This is a genomic window from Pseudomonas sp. R4-34-07, from assembly GCF_003852375.1.
Classification (GTDB): domain Bacteria; phylum Pseudomonadota; class Gammaproteobacteria; order Pseudomonadales; family Pseudomonadaceae; genus Aquipseudomonas.
This window is the reverse complement of the sequence record NZ_CP027760.1, coordinates 3,779,157-3,798,532: the sequence shown is the minus strand read 5'-3', so window position 1 is coordinate 3,798,532 and position 19,376 is coordinate 3,779,157. Positions and strand designations below refer to the sequence as shown.

Genomic DNA, 19,376 nt, shown 5'->3' with positions numbered 1-19,376 from the left:
AGTCCTCGTATGAATACCAACACCAAGCCTCTTATCAAGCGATCACATCACATCATACTGGCTGAGGACGGTGACATTTGCATCGGAGAGATTCCGGGAGTATCCAAGATCATTGTTGCACCGCCAGAGTGGGTGAAAGATGTGCTAGGGAAGTTGGATGGAACCCGCACAGTTCCGCGGATTGCCAAAGAGTTAGGGCATCAGGGTATTGAGGTCTCTGAACAGGACCTCACCGGCTTTATCGCATCACTTCATGAGATGAATCTGCTAGAAGATAACGCTTTTTTTTCAAATGCGTTGACGAGTGAAGAGGTCGAGCGATATGACCGTCAAATGCTTCAATTTTCGCTGATCGACAAGGGACATGTACATTCGCAAATTTATCAGGAGCGTCTAAAGTCCAGCAATGTCGTTATGTTTGGAATGGGAGGTTGGGGGACTTGGTGTTCTCTACTTCTTGCAATGGCCGGCGTAGGAAAACTGCGCTTGGTTGATGGTGATGATGTCGAGTTATCTAACATAAATCGTCAAATTTTATACACTACTTCAGATGTTGGAAAAGAGAAGGTGTCAGCGGCCAAAGAAAGAATTTATGAGTACAATCCTAATGTAATAGTGGAAGCCTTTTGTGAATTTGCTGCTCCAGACTCTTCACAAATTAGCAAGCTATTAGACGGCGTTGATCTGATCGTACTTGCTTGGGCAAGCTTGGGCTATTATCGAAAGCACACACCAGAAGAAGTGATCCACACTATGGCCAAAGAGCGTGGCATTCCAGTAATGGAGTTAGGAGGAGACCCGCTTGAAGTATCCGTTGGGCCGTTATACCTAAATGATGGGTCACACAAATCTTTCGAAGATGTAAAACAATCCGCACGGCAAACTTATTACAGCAGTAAATCTAATATAGAGAAATTCCAGCGAGCTCGGCTCAAGCATAATTTTTTGGATGGGGATCGGACAGTTAATGCGTGGCAAAGCGCTCCCTCCTTGTCAGCAATGGCTGGATTAGCATGCGATCAAATCGTCAAGCATATTACTGGTTACGACCAGCCAACGGTAATAGGCAAGAGGATTTATCTATCAATGCAAACCCTGGATAAGCGAGAAGAGACCGTCTTCGAACATGAATAAGAAATCACAGTGCTTTAGAGAGCGAGGTTATTGCTCAATCGATCTATGTTCACGCATTCCAGACCTTGTGCATGGCTGTAAAGATGCGTGCGCAAGCATCGAAGAACAAGATTGGACGTATATAATCCGCAATTCTACTGAAGAAGTTGATTTGCCATACAGCGTGCCACACTCGCGTTTAAAACATGCTAAAGCCGACGCACTTAAAATATATCATGAGGGAGGTTTTGCTTTTAGCTTTCGCCGACTAGCCGAAATCGAGGGTGCGCCAATTCATCCCGCCATGAAACTCTTCGATGATTACCTTATGAGGGACGATTTTATAGAATTATTATCGAAGCTATCAGAACGAACAATTGGAGCAATGGAGGCTCGCTACATAAGTCGTTTCGACCAAGGTGATTTTTTAACAACTCATTGCGACCCAGGTTCAAATCTCGGAATAGCACTGAACATAACACCTCAATGGAATCCAAATTTTGGCGGGCTTACCTTTATTTTAAATAAAACCCATTCATCGGTTAATGATACATTGACGCCAACTTGCGGCCAGCTATTTGTGTTCGATACTTCGCAGCGAAAAGTTCCGCATTTTGTATCCATGGTAACAGCTAATCCGGATCAACACAGGATCGCTATCATTGTTCGTTATGGTTAATTAAATCATGTCGCCATTTCAAAAAAGTTTGCTTCTTGTAGCTGGCATGGCCCTAATTTGGGGGGCTGGCTTGCCAGTTTCCAAAGTAGGTGTTCAAGCTATAGGCGCTTGGCCATTTCGATTGGCATGCGCTTCTATCAGCGTTCTTTTCCTCTACGCAATATTTTGGAGTCCCGTAAATAGAATTGGCATAAGTTTAGATCCTGTGCTCTATTTTAAATTTTTCATCATCGCCGTTCCTAATGTTTTTCTCGTCCCAGTTTTGAACAATATAGCCTTGGAGCGCTTAAGTATTTCCGACTCTACATCTCTAATTTACACAATGCCTTGCTTTACATCTTTTTTTGCGATGATCCTGAATAGGAAGCTAGATATTTTTTCTATTGCCTCGCTAGTTTTTTGCTTGTCAGGGGTTGGGCTAATAATAGGTAGTTTTGAGTTTTCTTCGAGCCACTTTATCATTCTGTCAAGCGCAATAGCTTGGTCAATCGGTTCTATCATCTCACAAAGGTTAGAGGCCAATGTGGAATTCCGGGTAAAAGTGTTCTGGCAGATAACATTCGGTTGCCTTTGCGTTTTCTTGGTATCTCCGCTATTTATAAGTTGGCCTACCGAAATCATAAAATTTTCCGGGAACTTGTCATTACCAGTTGTTGCTTCAGTTTTATTTATGGGGGTTGTGGGAGGGGCGATCGTTTTTTATATTTGGTTTTATTTGATCGAACTTCAGAATGCAGAATATGCGAGCTACGCAACGTTGTTCTCTCCGATAATTTCTATAATACTAGCTATAGCTTACTTCGGTGAGACGCCATCAACTAGTACAATGATCGGTTTTTCATTAATTCTAATCAGTGCATTGATCGTAAATATTGTTCGACCTGCGTTAATTTCAAAAACCAATCAGGCGGCTACATGACATTGGGGCTATTGATCTAATCAATCAGCACTTCTATAAGGATCACCCGTTACGCCATGCGGTAAAGCTAGCTGAATGGGATCAATCACTTAATGTGAAATTGCACCTATAGCTGCACGAATCCAGCCTCTAGCAACCCTCAATGCTTTGCGCCTAGATAATCTTGTCGAGCTAATGGAATCATGCGATTTGAACGCTGCACTTAGATGTGCGGAAACCCATGAGCAGTCGAGTCGTTTTTCGACGCAATGTTTTACGTTGAAAGCGACCAGCCGATCGGCGTGACCCAGGATGTATTCAGTCAGCTTGGCACGGTGTATCTGGTTCATACCGACCCAGTGGTGATCAAGGCGGATTACCGCAGGATTCGCGCACTCGAATTCCAGGGAGCTTATCTGACTGCCGGCTAGCAGCGTCAGCGCGGAATCGCGTTATTGTTTCATTAACTGAAATGCTGGATTGTACAATCTGGTAATTCCGCTGGCGGTTGGTACATAAGAAGATTGCACCCATCGACACAATATCCGGTCGACAACGCCCTGGAGTCCGTCATGCCCGCAATCAAACTGTATGGTTTCCCCCTGTCCGGCCACTCCCATCGGGCCGAGCTGATGCTGTCCCTGCTGGGCCTGCCGATGGAATTTATCCTGGTGGACCTCAAGCAAGGCGCGCATAAATCACCCGAATTCATCGCCACCCTTAACCGCTTCGGCCAGGTGCCTGTGATCGACGATGGCGGGACGATACTGGCGGACTCCAATGCCATCCTGGTCTACCTGGCTGCCACCTATGGCAACGGCCAGTGGTTGCCCGCTGATCCGGTCGGGCAGGCACGGGTGCAGCGTTGGCTCTCGGCGGCGGCCGGTCAGTTGCATGCCGGGCCTGCCACTGCGCGGTTGGCCACGGTGTTTGGCGCCGACGTGGATGCGGACGTCGCCATCAACCGCGCCCATGCACTGCTGAATGTGATGGAGCAGCAACTGGGTGAGAGCCGCTTCCTGGCTGGCGATTCGCCGAGCATTGCCGATATCGCGTTCTACACCTACACGGCCCATGCGCCGGAAGGCAATGTGTCGCTGGCCGACTATCCTCAGGTGCGCGCCTGGCTGGCCTGCATTGAAGCACTGCCGGGTTTCGTCGGCATGCCGCGCACGGCGGCGGGTCTGCAATCAGAGTAACCAGCAAGGGGCGTCGATGGACCGTTTTCATGAAATGCAGGTGTTCCTCGCGGTGGCCGACGAGGGCGGTTTTGCCGCCGCCGCACGGCGTCTGAACACCTCGCCGCCCAGCGTGACCCGGGCGATTGCCGCCATGGAGCAACGCATCGGCACCCAGCTGCTGGCGCGCACCACCCGCAGCCTTCACTTGACCGAAGCCGGGCAGCGTTACCTGGAAGACTGTCGGCGCATCCTCGCCGAGCTGGGTGAGGCCGAGGAAGCGGCGGCGGGCAGTTATTCGATCCCCTGCGGGCAACTGAACGTGACCGCCCCGGTGCTGTTCGGCGAGCTGTTCGTGGCGCCGACGCTGGGCGATTATCTCGACCGCTTTCCCCAGGTGAACATCAATGCGCTGCTGGTCGACCGTGTGGTCAATATGAGCGACGAAGGCGTCGACGTGGCCGTGCGCATCGGTCATCTGCACGAGCCGGGGCAGCAGGCGATCAAGGTCGGCGAAGTGCGCCGGGTGGTGTGCGCATCGCCCGCTTACCTCGACCGGCATGGGCGACCCCAACGGCCTGAACACTTGCGTGAAGCGAAGATCGTGGCCTCATCCGCCAGCCAACGCCTGGATGAATGGGCGTTTGTCGACGCCGGCCAGGCGCTGACGGTAGCTATCGAGCCGCGCCTGGTGGTCACCGCGAACAACGCCGCGATCAACCTGGCGCGCCTGGGCTGGGGCATGACGCGAGTGCTGTCCTATCAGGTGGCGGCGGCGGTGGCGGCGGGTGAGCTGGAGCTTGTGCTGCAGGATTTCGAGCCGGTAGCGCTGCCGGTGCAGGTGGTATTCCAGAACAACGGGCGAGTGCCGGCCAAGGTCCACACCTTCGTCGATTTCCTTGCCGATCGGCTGGGGCATGACGTGGCCCTGAAACCGCTGATAAAGCCGCGCGACTGATGGAACGTTATCGCGATATGCAGTTGTTCGCGGCGCTGGCCGGGCAACCGAGCCTGGCGGCGGCGGCGCGCGTGGCGCAGGTCTCCGGCCCGACCCTGGTGCGGGCGATTGCACGTCTGGAAGCGCGTTTGCGCGTAACGTTGTTGCAGCGCAGTACCCGTGGGGTCAGCCTGACCGACGCAGGCGACGCCTATATGGCCGACTGTGTGCGGCTGCTGGCGGCGGTGGAGGCGGCTGAAGCCTCGGCCAAAGGTTTGCACAGCCAGGCCCAGGGCAATCTGCGGGTATTCTTGCCGTTGCTGTTCAGCCGCTATGTGATGGCGCCGGTACTGGCCGCGTATATGGACCGTTACCCGCAGGTGCGTGTGGTCGCCCACTACCACGACTACTACCCGAACCTGCACGAAGAAGGGCTGGACGTGGCGGTGCTGGTCGGCGAGTTGCCCAGCTCGTCATTGATCGCACGGCCGGTGGGGCATGTGCGGCATATCCTCTGCGCCAGCCCTGGCTACCTGGCCGCCCACGGAGAACCGCAGCATCCCGCCGCCCTCAAGCAGCATCATTTGATCGCCAATGCCGACCCGGTGCAGTGGGACTTCGCGCACTATCAGCTCAAGGCCCGTGCACGGCTGCGCTGCGCCACGGTGCAGGGTTCCATCAACGCGGCCTTGACGGGGGCAGGGCTGCTGCGTTGCCTGAGCTACCCGGTGCACGAGCATTTGCTGAGCGGCCGGCTGCGTCGCGTATTGCCTGGCTTTGAGTTGCCGGCGGTACCGGTGCAGGTGGTGTATCGCGAAGGTCGCCATGCGTCCATGCGCGTGCGCAGTTTTGTCGATGACTGTGTGGCGGCCTTGCGCGAGCACCCGGCATTTCAGTTGGCGTAACAGTGGATTGCCTGGGGTGGTCATTCTCTCGGCGACAGGTCAGGCGCAGCATCCAGCTATCCAACGAGAGGTGAACGCCATGAACGCGATCGAAGCATCCCCCTGGCATAGCGGCGAAAGGCAACTGCAGGAAAGTGCCGGCGTGGCCGAACGCATGGCCGTGATCGGCCCCAAGGTGATACGCGATCACCTGCCGGAGCAGCATCGCGATTTCTTTCCCTTGCTGCCTTACCTGATGTTGGGCGTGGTGGATGAACACGGCATTCCATGGGCAACGATGCTCGAAGGCGCGCCAGGCTTCGCCCATTCGCCTGACCCGCAGCGGTTGCAGATTGACAGCCTGCCCGGCAAAAGCGACCCCGCCCGGGCGGGGCTGACGGCCGGCGCGTCCGTCGGCGTGCTCGGTATCGACTTGAACACCCGCCGTCGCAATCGCATGAACGGGCGCATCGGCGTGCCGGATCACGATGGCTTTGCGGTGGACGTGGTGCAGAGCTTCGGCAACTGCCCCAAATACATCCAACTGCGCCCCGTCGATACCATTGCGCGCAAACCTGGCAGCGTGGCCGAGCGCAGCGACCGCCTGGATGGCGCCGCACACACAATGATCCGCAATGCCGACACCTTCTTCGTCGCCAGTTATGTCGACCTGCACGGCGAGCGCTCGGTGGATGTTTCCCATCGCGGCGGCAGCACCGGTTTTGTGCGGGTCGATGGCAATGTGCTGACCATTCCGGATTTTGCCGGCAACCTGTTCTTCAACACCCTCGGCAACCTGCAAGTCAACCCGGTGGCGGGGTTGTTGTTCATCGATTTTGAATCGGGTGACGTACTGCAAGTGGCCGGGCGTACTTCGCTGATCCTCAGCGGGCCGCAAGTGGCCGAGTTCGAAGGGGCGCAGCGGTTATGGACGGTGACCGTGGAACAGGTGGTCCGCCGTCCGGCAGCATTGGCCTTGCGTTGGCAGTTCGTCGAATTTTCGCCCTATAGCCTGGCGATGGGAAGCTGGTAGCCAGGCGCGATCTGCCCGGCACAGGAGATCAAATGTGGGAGGGGGCTTGCCCTAATGCCAGTCAGTTAAGAAGTAGCAGGAGCGAGAACTAACTTGTGGCGAGGGAGCTTGCTCCCGCTGGGGCGCGAAGCGGCCCCAAACAATGGGACTGCTGCGCAGTCCAGCGGGAGCAAGCTCCCTCGCCACAGGTTCGGTGTCGCCTTAACTGACTGGCATTAGGGCTTGCCCCCGATAGCGGCGGTTCAGCTGGCTCATTTGTGGCTGATGCACCGCCATCAAATCGCTTGCGGCAGCTGGAATTACGCTGAGGATTGTTCGGATGAAAACGTCGCCGTTGAGGAATTTTCCGATGGAAATCAGCTGAAATAGAAGGACGTTGTTACCTGTTACGCCTCTGATATCAGGAACCTTTCCCACTGGCTTGCCACGCATGAGGACTTGTTGCATCAATGACCGACGGTGTCGGTTGGCAAGTAATGTTTCCTGAATCGCAGTGTGAGTTGTCTGGTGCGATTCCCATCCTTTTGCTAAATGAGGCTATACAAGATGGTCACGCTTAACACGTCTGACACTCGACAGGCTTATTGCGCCTATGCAACGTCTGCGCAAGTTGAAAATACACAGGGCCCTTCAACTTCCGATCGATTCAATCGTTTCGGACAAGTGCCAGCTCATCATGCGATTGGTCGAGCTGTCCAGTTGAGCAGTAATGATCGAGGAACCGCTGAACTGTTGAACTTACTCACGACGCTGGTAACAACACTTAAAACGTGGATGAACGAGGGAAGTTTGCCTCCCACCCCACAGCCACCCGTGACCGTAATACCCAAACCGGTTATTCCCAGGCCGCCGGTCGATATCGCGCCGATCCCCGATGCCGCGCAGCCCAGTAGAAGCCGATGGAAAGAACAACTGGCACCGTTCATGAATCGGTCAGATCTGGCCAGTAGCCGAAACGCTTTCGATACTGAACTTATTGAAATGTTTTCCGATAAAAACAGCGAGCCGTCGAACACGTTTTTGTCTGAAAAAGCCCCAGGGCAAAAAACCGACGATATCCGCAACGGGCTGCGCGCCACCTATGAGAACTTTCCCTACCAAGGCACCACGGGCAGAGAAGAACACGTGGCGGCGATCAAGGTGGCCATGGCCACCTTCGGGCAGAGTCCAACCGGGGTGTTCACGCAAGTCGTCAAGAGTGGGGATGGCTATAACGTCACGATGAAAGACGGCTTCAAGCTGCATATCACCGCTGAAGAGCTGCAACTGGCGGCCAAGGCGGCGAAATTCAGTGGCGGCGATGAAGGCATGGTCAAGGATGCGCAATTTCTGTTTGGGGTAATGAGCAAGCGTCAGCACCTGGAGCAGGCGCGCAACAATGCAACGGACCCGTTCTACAGCATTTATGGCAAGGACAGCGCTTACCACGCCCACCGCACTTATCCGGGGGTACTGGCGGCAGCGGGACAGGGCATCGGCGGCGGCGCGGCGTTGTCGTACCTGGGGCTGAAGGCGCATATGCAGGTCATTGACGCCGGTGCATTGGGCGCGCGCGTCGGGGTGCCAGTGGACAAAGGCGCAAGGAACAAGAATGGTGCGCTCTTTGATGGGGTCATGGAGGGGCAGTTATACAACCAGCCCGTTTCGCCGTCGTTGAAGGTTGTAACGCTTAGCGATCAAGTTGAGTAAACCACGTATTTATCTGCTTATTCTCATTGGAACAGTGGCCGTAGTGTTCAAGGCGCTGAGTGTTTATGCGCCTTTTTTAAGTCAGCTATGCGAGTGATTGTGGATGTTAGTGTCTAACGTTAAGTATGCTGTCCCTGGCTTCGCCGAGGCGAGTGGTACGGTAATTTATTCAGGTGCTGCAAATGAGGCTGCACCCGCCGGAGCAACCAAGCAGTTGAATAACCTGGTGGGAGAGTTGGAACGTTTATTGGCGCTTTTAGCGGCGCGGCTTAAACCGGAAGTCGACGTAAAACCCTCACCGTCCCCCCTTGATAATCTGAATGAACGGCGCGTCGATAAGCGTGATGTAAACCGTGACGAGTTTCTGAAAGGCACACCTGCGAATACGGGCGCCAAACCCAATGATATTTTCCAGAACTTCTATCAGTTGACCGAAGGCAATTGCGTGACGGTATCCGCAATCAAAGCCGCCATGATGAAGTTCGGTCACAACCCCCACGGTATTTACACGTCCATACACGCCATCGACGCCGGCTATCGTGTCGTCATGCGTGATGGGTTCAAGCTGGACATCACCCATGATGAGCTGAAACAGGCCCCGGCCGGCGCGAGCTTCGGCGCCGACCGACCCAATGATGTACTGGTCAATGCGCAGTTCTTATACGCCGTGAGCGCCAAGCGCGCGTATCTCGAAAATAATGACGGCGAGGCCAACGAGAGCTTCGCCGCCGCCATGCGCACGTTGAATGACGGTGAGTATCCGGGGCAGGCCCTGCGGCGCCTGGGCTTAAAGGACTTCGTTGCGCCCGCAACCCTCCAGGACTTCATGGACGGGGCTATCGGCACGATCGCCGACGCGTTTCACTCAATGGCGGTGGTGGACGGCTTTCTGGACAGTTATGGGTACAAACAGCAACTGAATAAGCGCGACTGGAACCGCCATTCAGTCATTGGCCTGAAACTGCTCTAGCGTGCGACCGCCAGGCTCGGTGGCTCGCCCCACGCGCCGCCCAGCGCGGTATACAGATTTCAGCGGGTGAACGACAGGGGATCGTTCCCACGCTCTGCGTGGTAACGCTTCCTGGGACGCTTCGCGTCCCGCCAACCGCTACTGGACACAGGTGACGCAGAGCGTCACGGGCTGCTTTCCCACGCGGAGCATGGGAACGATCGCCTTGGCGGGTGGGCTTGATAACCGCCGGGTATCCAACTGAGACTCCACGATCCAACTGTGGGGACTTGCCCCAATGCCACTATAGGAGCGAGCTTGCTCGCGAAAAACGGCCAGGCAACGCGTTCATTCTGAATAAACGCGGGGTCCCTGAGTTCTTCGCGAGCAAGCTCGCTCCTACAAAAAAGCCTTAACTGACTGGCATTGGGGCTTGCCCCCGATGGCGGCCTGACAGCCGACGAAAATATTGCATATCAGGCCGTTTTCGAAGGCTTCATGCACTCGATAGAGCGATCCACGGTTGTTTTGGCAATCTCCAGCAAATGCCACACCGCCAGGATCTTCGCCCGCTCAGGGCTGCTCAGCAACTCCCCGCAATCCAACGCCGTCGCCGAAGCGCTGTCGAGCAAGCTGGCGGTGTAGAGCAGCGCATCTTCGAAGCTCAAATCTTCATTGACGCTGTGGAATCCTTGGGTGGGCAGGTAATGGTCGATGGCCCGGTTGAACGCAGCGCGGTCTTTGGCGGGATCGAAGGGTGGATCGGGGAGGACTTTGTTCATGGTGTAGCTCCTTGTGAGTATTGGAGCCGACGCCTCTCGCGACTAAACGAAGGTGGCGGCTGTACGCAGGTTAGTCGACCGGCCACAAGGAAATCCGGCGCGCCCGAAGGCGCCCTGCGCACAGCCACCATAAAACTCCATGTGACCATGCGCCTTGTGACATACCGAGCGACTAAACCCGATCACTGATGAGCAGTGACAGGCCGCAGACTAGCCACCGATTCCAACCGGCACAAGGCGGCGGGGATTGTCTCGGAAACGTCCTGCAATTTAAAGAGATGTGGCTTGCTGGCCCTTTGAAAGTGTTTCAGCGGGTGAACGACAGGGGATCGTTCCCACGCTCTGCGTGGTAACGCCTCCTGGGACGCTCCGCGTCTCGCCAACCGCTACTGCCTACAGGTGACGCAGAGCGTCACGGGCTGCATTCCCGCGCGGAGCGTGGGAACGATCGCAGGCAGCCCTGACACCTCTCGGTCCCCTGTGGCGAGGGAGCTTGCTCCCGCTGGGGCGCGAAGCGGCCCGGTCTTTGTTAAACATGACGAAACGCCAGCTATTGTATTGTGTGACCCAACAGTCGCCGTGCTCGCTTATGCATTGCCCGCGTCTCAAGGCCCTGCGGGAATAAACGCCACACTCCCCCCCGACCGCTTCTGAAACAACCGCTCCCCATTATCCGGTTGCGTCTTGACCACCTGGTGATCAACCCCCAGAAACGCCAACGGCACGGGATCTTCCCTGGAGTACTGCGCGACGATAATCGTGTGCCTTGGATCAAAGCCCTGGCCGCTGGTTTTTTCCAGCCAGGCCATGAACGCGGCGCTATCGCCCTGGCGCGGGAAGTCCTGGGTTTCGTTCACGTAGTAGAACGGTTTGCCGCCGTTCTGCAGGTACATCGGCAGTTTGTTGTCGACTTCCACCAGTACCAGTTGCCATTGATTCCACGGCGCGCTTTTCAGCGCCTGGGCTTGGACGTCCTCGGCGAAGCGGGTCACGCCGCCGTTGCGCGTGGTCCAGGGGTAGATCACGCCCAGCACCAAGACCAGCAGGCCGGCGGCGATGCCGAAGCCTGTTTGCCAGCGCGGCCAACTGGCCGGGTGTTGGCGCAGGCGTTCGCTCAGCCACCAGGCGGCGAGTAATTGGGCGAAGGGCACCAGGGGCAGTACGTAGTAACTGCGTCGGCTGCCGCTGGCGGTGAAGAACACGAACAACAGGCCCAGGCTCCACAGCAGCCAGCGCACGTTGGGCGGCGTGCGGTGCCAGTGACGCAGGGCGAGCCACGCGCCGAGCATCCAGCACGGCGCCCACGGCAGGGTGTAGACCGGCAGGTAGATCAGGTAGGTGTAGATCGGGCCCATATGGTCGAAGGGGTCGAAGAAGCGCACCACGTTTTCGCGAAACACCAGTTCCAGGCCGCTCTCGCCGTAGGTGGGGGCGCCGTAGAGGTGTGACAGTCCGAAGGGAATGGCGTAGAACGCGCCGGCGATGAGCAGGGCCAGTACCAGTCGCAGGTTGAGGTGGCGTTTGTAGCGGTGTTCGCTGAGCAGGTGCGGCAACAGCGCGAGCCCCGGCAGCACAAACCCGATCAGGCCCTTGAACAGCGATGTGGCTGCCAGCAGCAGGAAGAATACGGTGTAACGCCCCAGCCGGGTGTCATCCGGCCCGCGCCAGTACCACCAGACCGCCGCCAGTACGCCGCACACGGTCAGCACATCGGCCGTGGCCACGCGGGCCCAGAACAGGAAGTAGAAAGTGGTGGCGAGCATCCAGCCGGCGATCAGCCCGGTGCCTTTGCGAAACAGCTGTTCGCCGATCAAGTACACCAGCCAGATGCTCAGCCAGGCCGCGATCACCGAGGACAGGCGCAGTGACCACGGGCCGAGGCCGCCCATCAAATTGGCGAAGCCGGTGATCAGCCAGTAGGAGGGCAGGGGTTTGTCGTAATAGGGCGTGCCCTTCAGGTACGGATCGAAGTAGTCACCGCTTTGCAGCATCTGCAGGGCGATGTTCGCCCAGCGGGTTTCCGGGCCCCACAGCTCGCGACTGCCCAGGCCCAGCAGCAGGAGCAAGGCCGAGACACCCAGCAATAAAGCCAGGGCGCCACGTTCGGTTTTCCACAAGCGCATTGGGCTGTTTCCTTTGAGGCGATCAAGGTTGTCGGGGGTAAATCGTCAGCACCAGGTCGCCCTTGCGGTAGCGCTTGCCACCGGGCGGCAGTTGGCCTTCCTCAAGGTGTTCGCTGGTGCTCATGACGCGCATCAGCACGCCGACCGACCCCTGGCGGCGGGCCTCGGCCAACCACGACTGAACGCTGTCCAGGGTGACCTTGCGCGCCTGCGAGTCCGGGTAGTCCAGGCCGTAGCGCAGTTCGCCCGCGGTGTTGTAGAACGCCACGTCCGGCCGGCGCAGGCGCCACGCCAGGGCAGACGCCGAGCCCAGTTCATTGCTCAGCAAAGCATGGGTGTGTTGCAGTTCATCCAGATGTTCAAGCACGAACTGGTCGGGCATTTCGTTCGCCGCGATGGTGTGCGGCATGCCCGCCGGCAGCAGCGCTACCAGCAGGCCGATACCCAGGGCCGGCGTCGCCCATAAGGTCAACGGGCGCATCGCTTGCAGCAGGTTGGCCAGGATCCAGCCGAGCAGCACGATAAAGGTCAGGGACAGGCTGAACATCTCGGCGTGGCTGTTGCTGTAGATCGGGCTGGCGATCTGCAGGTAAATCAGCGTGACCATGGCCGCCATGCCGAGGACGAAGTTGAGCGCGCCGTTGATGAAGATCGCGCGGGTCTTGTGTTGGTTGATCAGGTCGATCAAGGCATGGCCCATCAGCAGCGCCAAAGGTAACAGGCACGGCATGATGTAGGTCGGCAGCTTGCCGCTGCTCAGGCTGAAAAAAACCAGGGGCAGCAACAGCCACAGGGCGAGAAAGGCAATGGCGGGCTGGCGTTTGTCTTTCCAGGCCTTGAGCAGGGTAACGGGCAACAGGGCTGACCAGGGCAGGCACGCCACCACCATGATCGGCAGGAAAAACCAGAACGGCCGCGCATGCTGCGCAGTGTCCGAGGCGAAGCGGCGGATGTGTTCATGCCAGAAGAAGAAGCGCCAGTAATCCGGTTCCTGTCCATGGATCGCCAACACCCACGGCAAGCAGACCAGCACCGCGACCAGGATCGCCAAAGGCCCGTACCGCAGCAACTCGCCGACGCGTCGCTGCCACATCAGGTACGGCACGGCGATCAGCACCGGCAGCAGCCACGCCAGAAAGCCCTTGGTCATGAAGCCCACGCCGCAGGCCAGCCCCAGTAAGGCCCAGGCACCTAGGCGACCGCGTGGGGTGGCGCTGTCGAGCGCAAACCAAAGCGCGACCAGGCTCAGGTTGACCCAGAAGGTGAATTGCGGATCGAGGTTGGAATAGCCCGCTTGCCCGGCCACCAGGCCAAAGCTCATGTAGAGCAGCGCGCAGGCGAAGCTTTTACGCGGCTCGTTCCACAGACGGCGTGCAATCACGTAGGCCAACAGCACGCTCAGCGCCGTGGTCAGGACCGAGGCGATACGCACGCCGAACAGGTTCTCGCCAAACACCGCCTGGCCCAGGGCAATCAGCCAATAACCCGCGGCTGGTTTCTCGAAGTAACGCACCCCCATGAAGTGCGGCGCCACCCAGTTGCCGCTCATCAGCATTTCCTGGCTGACCTGGGCATAGCGGGTTTCATCCGGAATCCATAAACCGTGCAAACCCAACGGCAGCACGAAGAACATCACAAGGCCAAGCAATAGCACCGGCAAGGGCTGCAATCGGCTCATGACCGTGTCACGCCATGGCGTTCAGTCGTGCGTGCGAAGTTTGAACAGATAAAGACGTCAGGCATTAAGAGGGTCACTAATTCATTGGGAAGTTAGGGCGTCCTGAACTAACAGGCGCACTTAAAATGCCAGACGCAGGCTGTCGTCTTGCTGAACGCACTACTGGGCAATATGTAAAAAAGTGTATTTAAAGTTGCTTCAGCGCGGCGGCCCATTCCTGGATTTTCATCGTGCCGATTGCTTTGAGTGTGCCGTTGGGCAATACCTCTACGAAGAGTGCGCTGCCATACTCGGCGGCTTGCGCATGGGGGTAGCCGAGCGCGGCTTGGAAATCACTCATGCAGGCGCTATGGGTGATCAGCATCAGGTTGCGATCCGCCTGTTTATGGCCGAGGATTTCCTCGCCCATGGCATCGCCGCAGATGGCGAGGGGGCCAGGGGACAGCTCGGTCTTGCCGAACATGAACAACGATGTCTGCGCAGTACGCGTGGTGGGGCTGCTGAGCACGTCGGTGCGCTCCATGCCCAGTGTTTCAAAGGCTATGCCCAGGTCGGCCGCGCGTTGCGTGCCATCGACCGTCAGGCCGTCGGCGGGCCCGTAGCAGGGATTGTGCGAGCGGTCGCAGCGCTCTTCGTGGCGCACCAGCACGACCAGGTCGCCGTTGCGCCAACTGGCCAGCACCCCGGAGGTGACCAGGCGGTTGCCGATGCCCAGATCTTCCGGTGACCGTGGCCAGAATAAAAAACCGGTAAATAGCAATGCGAACACGATGATACTTGCTACAGGCACCCGGAATTTCTTCAGGCGCTTTAACCTGGCCCGTGGGGGTTTGGTCAGGGTGATGTCTGCCACGTTGTTCACCATGGACACGAATGAATGTTTTGTTGTTAAAAGACAGACGCAACTAATACGGCAGATGCCCTTAGTGGAGCAAAAGCCTGTCATAGGGCTGCTGTCTTTTAGCTGAACATATGGATATTAAGAAACACCGTTTTGGGCAACTTTGAAGTGTCCGGTTAATGAGGCGTGGGTGGGAATTTAAAGTGTCGGGGGTGGGCAAGCGGTGAAATCAATGTGAAAAAATTGCGTAGAAACGCGCGGCAGCCGTTATTCTCGTTTGCAGTCCTTAACCCGAGTGTTGGTGATGTTGCAGGTAGAAGGTGTTGTTAAACATTACGCCACCCCTCAAGGCCCGCTGGCCGTTCTGGCAGGCGTCGATCTGCACCTGGGGGCGCGCAGCAGCCTGGCGCTGATGGGCGAGTCGGGCAGTGGCAAAAGCACGTTGCTGCACCTGGTGGCCGGGCTCGACCGCGTGGATGGCGGCAGCATCCTGATCGGCGGCCAGCGCCTCGATCGCCTCAACGAAGGGCAACTGGCCCATTGGCGGCGCACCGAAATCGGCCTGGTGTTCCAGCAGTTCAATCTGATCGGCAGTTTGCGCGTCGAGGACAACCTGGCGTTCCAGGCGCGCCTGGCCGGGCGTTTCGATCCGCTGTGGCAGGCGCAGTTAGTCGAGCGTTTGGGGCTGGGCGACCTGCTCAAGCGTTACCCGGAGCAGCTCTCCGGCGGCCAGCAACAGCGGGTGGCGGTGGGGCGCGCACTGGCGTCGCGCCCCGGTCTGCTCTTGGCCGACGAGCCCACCGGCAACCTCGACGAAACCACCAGTGATGAAGTGCTGCAACTGCTGCTCGACCTGCTGCGCGACAGCCCCACCAGCCTGCTGATGGTCACTCACAGCCCGCGTCTCGCCGCTCGGCTGGATCAGCAAGTGGTGCTGCACCACGGCCGCGTCGTGCCGATGGACCCGCGCTGAGATGGCGGTGTTCCATTGGGCGCTGCGGGCGCTATTGAGCCATTGGCGGCGCCACCCCGTGCAGTTTTTCAGCGTGCTGACCGGCCTGTGGCTGGCCACCGCGTTATTGACCGGGGTGCAGGCCCTCAACAGCCAGGCGCGGGACGGCTATGCGCGCGCCAGCCAGTTGATCGGCGGCGCACCGCAAGCCAGCTTGAGCGCGCCGGACGGTGCCGGCTTCCCGCAGGCGTTGTTCGCCGAGCTGCGCCGTGCCGGATGGCCGGTGTCACCGGTGGTGCAGGGGCGGATAGTGCTCAAAGGGCATGAAGAACAGCGCCTGCAATTGATGGGCATCGAGCCGGTGTCGTTGCCCGGCAGCGGCAGCGTGGCGGGGCAACGCTTGAGCCAGGCACAGATGCTCGCGTTTTTCGAGGCGCCGGGGCGCACCTGGATTGCCGCGCAGACCTTGCAGGACCTTGGCTTGCGCCCAGGCGAACAACCACTGACGGCTAACGGGCAACGCCTGCCGCCGTTGCAGGTGCAGCCGGACATGGCCCCCGGCATGTTGCTCACCGACATCGGCTTTGCCCAGCCCTTGCTCGACATGCATGGACGGCTGTCGCGCCTGCTCCTGGACAACCGCTTCGCCGCCGCTCATCCCACGCCGCCCGCCGGGCTGCAACTCAAGCAGGGCGACGACAATAACCTCTCGCGCCTCACCGAAAGCTTTCACCTGAACCTCGACGCCTTGGGCTTTTTGTCCTTTGTGGTGGGGCTGTTCATCGTGCACGCGGCCATCGGCCTGGCCCTGGAGCAACGCCGAGGCCTGCTGCGCACCCTGCGCGCCTGCGGGGTCAGCGCACGCATGCTGATCCTGAGCCTGGGCGTTGAGCTGGGGTTCCTCGCGTTGCTCGGCGGCGTGCTCGGTGTGGCCAGCGGTTACCTGCTCGCCAGCCTGTTGCTGCCGGATGTCGCGGCCAGCCTGCGCGGCCTGTACGGTGCCGAAGTCGCCGGCCAACTGAGCTTGAGCCCGTGGTGGTGGCTGGCCGGCCTGGGCTTGAGCCTGCTCGGTGCGTTGCTCGCCGGGGCCAGCAGCCTGTGGCGTGCGGCACGCTTGCCGCTGCTGGCGCTGGCCAACTCCCAAGCCTGGCATGAGGCCCACGGGCGTTGGTTGCGGCGCCAGGGCTGGGTGGCGGCTGCGGCCCTGCTCATCGCCTTGCTGGCGCTGGTCTGGGGCAACAGCCTGGCCGCCGGGTTCGTACTGATGGCGGCCTTGCTGCTGGGCGCCGCACTCGGCTTGCCGGTACTGCTCAATGCGCTGTTGAAGGGCGTGCTGGGGCGCAGCCGTTCGGTGCTGGGCCAATGGTTCCTGGCCGATTGCCGCCAGCAATTGCCGGCCTTGAGCCTGGCACTGATGGCGCTGCTGTTGGCCCTGGCGGCGAATATCGGTGCAGGCTCCATGACCTCGGGTTTTCGCAGCACGTTCAACAATTGGCTGGAACAGCGCCTTACCGCCGAGCTGTACCTCAACCCGCAAAATCCGGCCCAGGCGCAGCACCTGCAGGCGTGGCTGGCGCAACAACCGCTGGTGCGTGCGGTGCTGCCCAGCTGGCAGGTCGCGGTGCAACTGCAAGGCTGGCCGGCGGAGGTGTTTGGCGTGGTCGACGACCCCACCTATCGCCAGCACTGGCCGTTGCTGGAGGCGGCGAGTACGCCCTGGGACCGCTTGCTGCAGGACGACAGCGTGATGCTCAGCGAGCAATTGGCGCGACGCTTGAACGTCCGACTGGGCGACACGGTACAAGTCCCCACGCCCCAGGGCCCATGGGCGCCGACAATCGTCGGGATCTACGCCGATTACGGCAACCCCAAGGGCCATCTGCTGGTCAACGCCAAGCACCTGTTGGCGCATTGGCCGACCCTGTCACCGGTGCGTTTCAACCTGCGCGTGGCGCCCCAGGACGTGCAGCCGCTGATACGTGAAGTGCAGCGTGAATTCGCCCTGGAAGACAGCCGCATCGTCGATCAACAACAACTCAAGGGCTGGTCCAGCCAGGTCTTCGAACGCACCTTCGCCGCCACCGCCGCGTTGAACAGCCTGACCCTGGGCGTGGCGGGTGTAGCGCTGTTCATCAGCCTGCTGACCCAGAGTCAGAGCCGCCTCGGCCAACTCGCGCCGCTGTGGGCCCTGGGGGTGACGCGCCGCCAACTGATGCTGCTCAACCTCGGCCAGACCTGGCTGCTGGCGGTACTCACCCTGGTGCTGGCGTTGCCGTTGGGGTTGTTGCTGGCGTGGTGCCTGGATGCGGTGATCAACGTACAAGCCTTTGGCTGGCGCCTGCCGTTGAAGGTGTTCCCGTGGCAGCTGGCGCAATTGATGGGGCTGGCGATGCTTGCCACCTTGCTCGCCTCGGCCTGGCCGTTGTGGCAGCTGTATCGCAGCCGCCCGGCGGATTTGTTGAGGTCCTTTGCCCATGAAGATTAAAGCGTTGGGGTGGGCGGTGTTGCTGCTGCTGAGCGCCTGCGACCAGGCGCCGGCGCCCCAGGAGAGCTTCGCCGGCCTGGGCAGCGATGCGGCAGACTTTGTCCAAGTAGTGCCCGGCAAAGTCTTCAGCTTCCCCGAGGACCACGGCCCCCATCCGGGCTTTCGCATTGAATGGTGGTACGTCACCGCCAACCTCAAGGACGCGCAGGGCAATGCCTTCGGCGTGCAATGGACGCTGTTTCGCAATGCCGTGAAAGCGGGGCCGCCGCAAGCGGGCTGGCGCGACCCAACCATCTGGCTCGGCCATGCCGCCGTCACCTCCGCCACCCGGCACTACGCCGCCGAGCGCTTCGCCCGGGGTGGCGTCGGCCAGGCCGGGGCGCAGGCGCAGCCCTTCAGCGCCTGGATCGACGACTGGACCTTCGCCACCCGCCCTGGCGCCGCCAACCCCTTGGCCGCCATGCAACTCAAGGCCCATGGCGCGCAGTTCGCCTACGACCTGCAGCTGACCTCCAGCCGCCCGCTGGTGCTGCAAGGCGACAACGGCTACAGCCGCAAGTCCGACCAGGGCCAGGCGTCCTACTACTACAGCCAGCCATTTTTCAGCGCCAACGGCAGCCTCAGCATCGACGGCCAGACCTACCAGGTCAGCGGCCCCGCCTGGCTCGACCGTGAATGGAGCAGCCAGCCACTGGCCGCGAACCAGACCGGTTGGGACTGGTTCTCCCTGCACCTGGACCGAGGCGAACACCTGATGCTGTTTCGCGTGCGGCAGAAGGACGGTGGCGGCTACCTCACCGGCACCTGGATCGATGCGCAAGGCCGTACCGAGACCTTGCATAACGCCGATATCCAACTGGCGCCGCTGACCACCACCCAGATCGAGGGGCGCAATATCCCCACGCGCTGGTCGCTGAAAATTCCCGGCAAACACCTGGATATCACTACCGAAGCCGTCAACCCGAAGGCGTGGATGAACCTGGGAATTCCCTATTGGGAAGGGCCGGTGAAGTTCGACGGTGGGGTGGGGTATTTGGAGATGACCGGGTACTAGGATTTTTCATCGGGCTTGCTCCGACATGACCGACAAAAAATTGAGAAAATACTGTACATATAAACAGTATCGTCCTACAGTCCATCCCAGGTGACCGGATG

17 protein-coding genes are annotated in these 19,376 nt (G+C 59.1%); 13 read left to right on the top strand and 4 right to left on the bottom strand.

Annotated elements, in window-relative coordinates; translation table 11 throughout:
- Nucleotides 1-9: 9 nt before the first annotated feature.
- The 10 genes from C4J85_RS17445 (at nucleotide 10) to C4J85_RS17400 (ending at nucleotide 9,381) form a co-directional block, all read left to right on the top strand.
- On the top strand, nucleotides 10-1,134 hold the full coding sequence (locus tag C4J85_RS17445) for a ThiF family adenylyltransferase (RefSeq protein ID WP_124410334.1): 1,125 nt from the start codon (nucleotides 10-12) through the stop codon (nucleotides 1,132-1,134).
- Nucleotides 1,127-1,792: a 2OG-Fe(II) oxygenase family protein gene (locus C4J85_RS17440; RefSeq protein ID WP_124410333.1), complete on the top strand. Its 666-nt coding sequence runs from the start codon at nucleotides 1,127-1,129 to the stop codon at nucleotides 1,790-1,792. Before C4J85_RS17445 ends, C4J85_RS17440 begins: the two co-directional genes overlap by 8 nt.
- A 7-nt stretch (nucleotides 1,793-1,799) precedes the next feature.
- Entirely contained in the window at nucleotides 1,800-2,711 is a 912-nt protein-coding gene (locus C4J85_RS17435; protein ID WP_124410332.1) for a DMT family transporter, read from the top strand.
- 248 nt (nucleotides 2,712-2,959) lie between these two features.
- The gene (locus tag C4J85_RS17430; RefSeq protein ID WP_177413569.1) at nucleotides 2,960-3,121 is read left to right on the top strand and encodes a hypothetical protein; all 162 of its coding nucleotides are present in this window, start codon (nucleotides 2,960-2,962) and stop codon (nucleotides 3,119-3,121) included.
- 141 nt (nucleotides 3,122-3,262) lie between these two features.
- Nucleotides 3,263-3,889, top strand: coding sequence for a glutathione S-transferase family protein (locus tag C4J85_RS17425; protein WP_124410331.1), 627 nt, complete (start codon nucleotides 3,263-3,265; stop codon nucleotides 3,887-3,889).
- Nucleotides 3,890-3,905: 16 nt separating this feature from the next.
- Complete coding sequence (locus C4J85_RS17420) at nucleotides 3,906-4,826, top strand: LysR family transcriptional regulator (RefSeq protein WP_124410330.1); 921 nt, start codon at nucleotides 3,906-3,908, stop codon at nucleotides 4,824-4,826.
- Nucleotides 4,826-5,710: a LysR family transcriptional regulator gene (locus C4J85_RS17415; RefSeq protein WP_124410329.1), complete on the top strand. Its 885-nt coding sequence runs from the start codon at nucleotides 4,826-4,828 to the stop codon at nucleotides 5,708-5,710. Before C4J85_RS17420 ends, C4J85_RS17415 begins: the two co-directional genes overlap by 1 nt.
- Nucleotides 5,711-5,789: 79 nt before the next feature.
- Nucleotides 5,790-6,722 (top strand): pyridoxamine 5'-phosphate oxidase family protein, encoded by a 933-nt coding sequence (locus C4J85_RS17410; protein WP_124410328.1) that lies wholly within the window; start codon nucleotides 5,790-5,792, stop codon nucleotides 6,720-6,722.
- 732 nt (nucleotides 6,723-7,454) lie between these two features.
- Nucleotides 7,455-8,411, top strand: a complete 957-nt coding sequence (locus C4J85_RS17405; RefSeq protein ID WP_177413568.1) for a type III secretion protein — start codon at nucleotides 7,455-7,457, stop codon at nucleotides 8,409-8,411.
- A gap of 109 nt (nucleotides 8,412-8,520) precedes the next feature.
- Nucleotides 8,521-9,381, top strand: coding sequence for a hypothetical protein (locus C4J85_RS17400; RefSeq protein WP_256657787.1), 861 nt, complete (start codon nucleotides 8,521-8,523; stop codon nucleotides 9,379-9,381).
- 455 nt (nucleotides 9,382-9,836) lie between these two features.
- On the opposite strand, the gene C4J85_RS17395 is transcribed toward C4J85_RS17400, so the two are convergent.
- The 4 genes from C4J85_RS17395 to C4J85_RS17380 all read right to left on the bottom strand — a co-directional run bounded on the left by C4J85_RS17395 (nucleotide 9,837) and on the right by C4J85_RS17380 (nucleotide 14,808).
- The gene (locus tag C4J85_RS17395) at nucleotides 9,837-10,142 is read right to left on the bottom strand and encodes a DUF6124 family protein (RefSeq protein ID WP_124371198.1); all 306 of its coding nucleotides are present in this window, start codon (nucleotides 10,140-10,142) and stop codon (nucleotides 9,837-9,839) included.
- A 605-nt stretch (nucleotides 10,143-10,747) separates the two neighbouring features.
- On the bottom strand, nucleotides 10,748-12,265 hold the full coding sequence (locus C4J85_RS17390; RefSeq protein ID WP_124410327.1) for a glycosyltransferase family 39 protein: 1,518 nt from the start codon (nucleotides 12,263-12,265) through the stop codon (nucleotides 10,748-10,750).
- A gap of 22 nt (nucleotides 12,266-12,287) precedes the next feature.
- Nucleotides 12,288-13,943, bottom strand: a complete 1,656-nt coding sequence (arnT, locus tag C4J85_RS17385) for a lipid IV(A) 4-amino-4-deoxy-L-arabinosyltransferase (protein ID WP_124410326.1) — start codon at nucleotides 13,941-13,943, stop codon at nucleotides 12,288-12,290.
- 187 nt (nucleotides 13,944-14,130) lie between these two features.
- The gene (locus C4J85_RS17380; RefSeq protein ID WP_177413584.1) at nucleotides 14,131-14,808 is read right to left on the bottom strand and encodes a histidine phosphatase family protein; all 678 of its coding nucleotides are present in this window, start codon (nucleotides 14,806-14,808) and stop codon (nucleotides 14,131-14,133) included.
- 280 nt (nucleotides 14,809-15,088) lie between these two features.
- Between C4J85_RS17380 and C4J85_RS17375 the strand changes: the two genes are divergently transcribed.
- The 3 genes from C4J85_RS17375 to C4J85_RS17365 are packed head-to-tail and all read left to right on the top strand — an operon-like array spanning nucleotide 15,089 to nucleotide 19,275.
- Entirely contained in the window at nucleotides 15,089-15,757 is a 669-nt protein-coding gene (locus C4J85_RS17375) for an ABC transporter ATP-binding protein (RefSeq protein ID WP_124367556.1), read from the top strand.
- Between the two features lies 1 nt (nucleotide 15,758).
- Nucleotides 15,759-18,221, top strand: a complete 2,463-nt coding sequence (locus tag C4J85_RS17370; RefSeq protein ID WP_124410325.1) for an ABC transporter permease — start codon at nucleotides 15,759-15,761, stop codon at nucleotides 18,219-18,221.
- Nucleotides 18,211-19,275, top strand: a complete 1,065-nt coding sequence (locus tag C4J85_RS17365; protein ID WP_124410324.1) for a lipocalin-like domain-containing protein — start codon at nucleotides 18,211-18,213, stop codon at nucleotides 19,273-19,275. Before C4J85_RS17370 ends, C4J85_RS17365 begins: the two co-directional genes overlap by 11 nt.
- Nucleotides 19,276-19,376: the final 101 nt, after the last annotated feature.

Coding starts and splice junctions, on each gene's coding strand:
- C4J85_RS17415 (WP_124410329.1), top strand. CDS start 4,826: ATGGAACGTTATCGCGATATGCAGTTGTTCGCGGCGCTGGCCGGGCAA.
- C4J85_RS17425 (WP_124410331.1), top strand. CDS start 3,263: ATGCCCGCAATCAAACTGTATGGTTTCCCCCTGTCCGGCCACTCCCAT.
- C4J85_RS17380 (WP_177413584.1), bottom strand. CDS start 14,808: ATGGTGAACAACGTGGCAGACATCACCCTGACCAAACCCCCACGGGCC.
- arnT (WP_124410326.1), bottom strand. CDS start 13,943: ATGAGCCGATTGCAGCCCTTGCCGGTGCTATTGCTTGGCCTTGTGATG.
- C4J85_RS17420 (WP_124410330.1), top strand. CDS start 3,906: ATGGACCGTTTTCATGAAATGCAGGTGTTCCTCGCGGTGGCCGACGAG.
- C4J85_RS17440 (WP_124410333.1), top strand. CDS start 1,127: ATGAATAAGAAATCACAGTGCTTTAGAGAGCGAGGTTATTGCTCAATC.
- C4J85_RS17370 (WP_124410325.1), top strand. CDS start 15,759: ATGGCGGTGTTCCATTGGGCGCTGCGGGCGCTATTGAGCCATTGGCGG.
- C4J85_RS17365 (WP_124410324.1), top strand. CDS start 18,211: ATGAAGATTAAAGCGTTGGGGTGGGCGGTGTTGCTGCTGCTGAGCGCC.
- C4J85_RS17430 (WP_177413569.1), top strand. CDS start 2,960: ATGTTTTACGTTGAAAGCGACCAGCCGATCGGCGTGACCCAGGATGTA.
- C4J85_RS17435 (WP_124410332.1), top strand. CDS start 1,800: ATGTCGCCATTTCAAAAAAGTTTGCTTCTTGTAGCTGGCATGGCCCTA.
- C4J85_RS17445 (WP_124410334.1), top strand. CDS start 10: ATGAATACCAACACCAAGCCTCTTATCAAGCGATCACATCACATCATA.
- C4J85_RS17390 (WP_124410327.1), bottom strand. CDS start 12,265: ATGCGCTTGTGGAAAACCGAACGTGGCGCCCTGGCTTTATTGCTGGGT.
- C4J85_RS17395 (WP_124371198.1), bottom strand. CDS start 10,142: ATGAACAAAGTCCTCCCCGATCCACCCTTCGATCCCGCCAAAGACCGC.
- C4J85_RS17410 (WP_124410328.1), top strand. CDS start 5,790: ATGAACGCGATCGAAGCATCCCCCTGGCATAGCGGCGAAAGGCAACTG.
- C4J85_RS17375 (WP_124367556.1), top strand. CDS start 15,089: ATGTTGCAGGTAGAAGGTGTTGTTAAACATTACGCCACCCCTCAAGGC.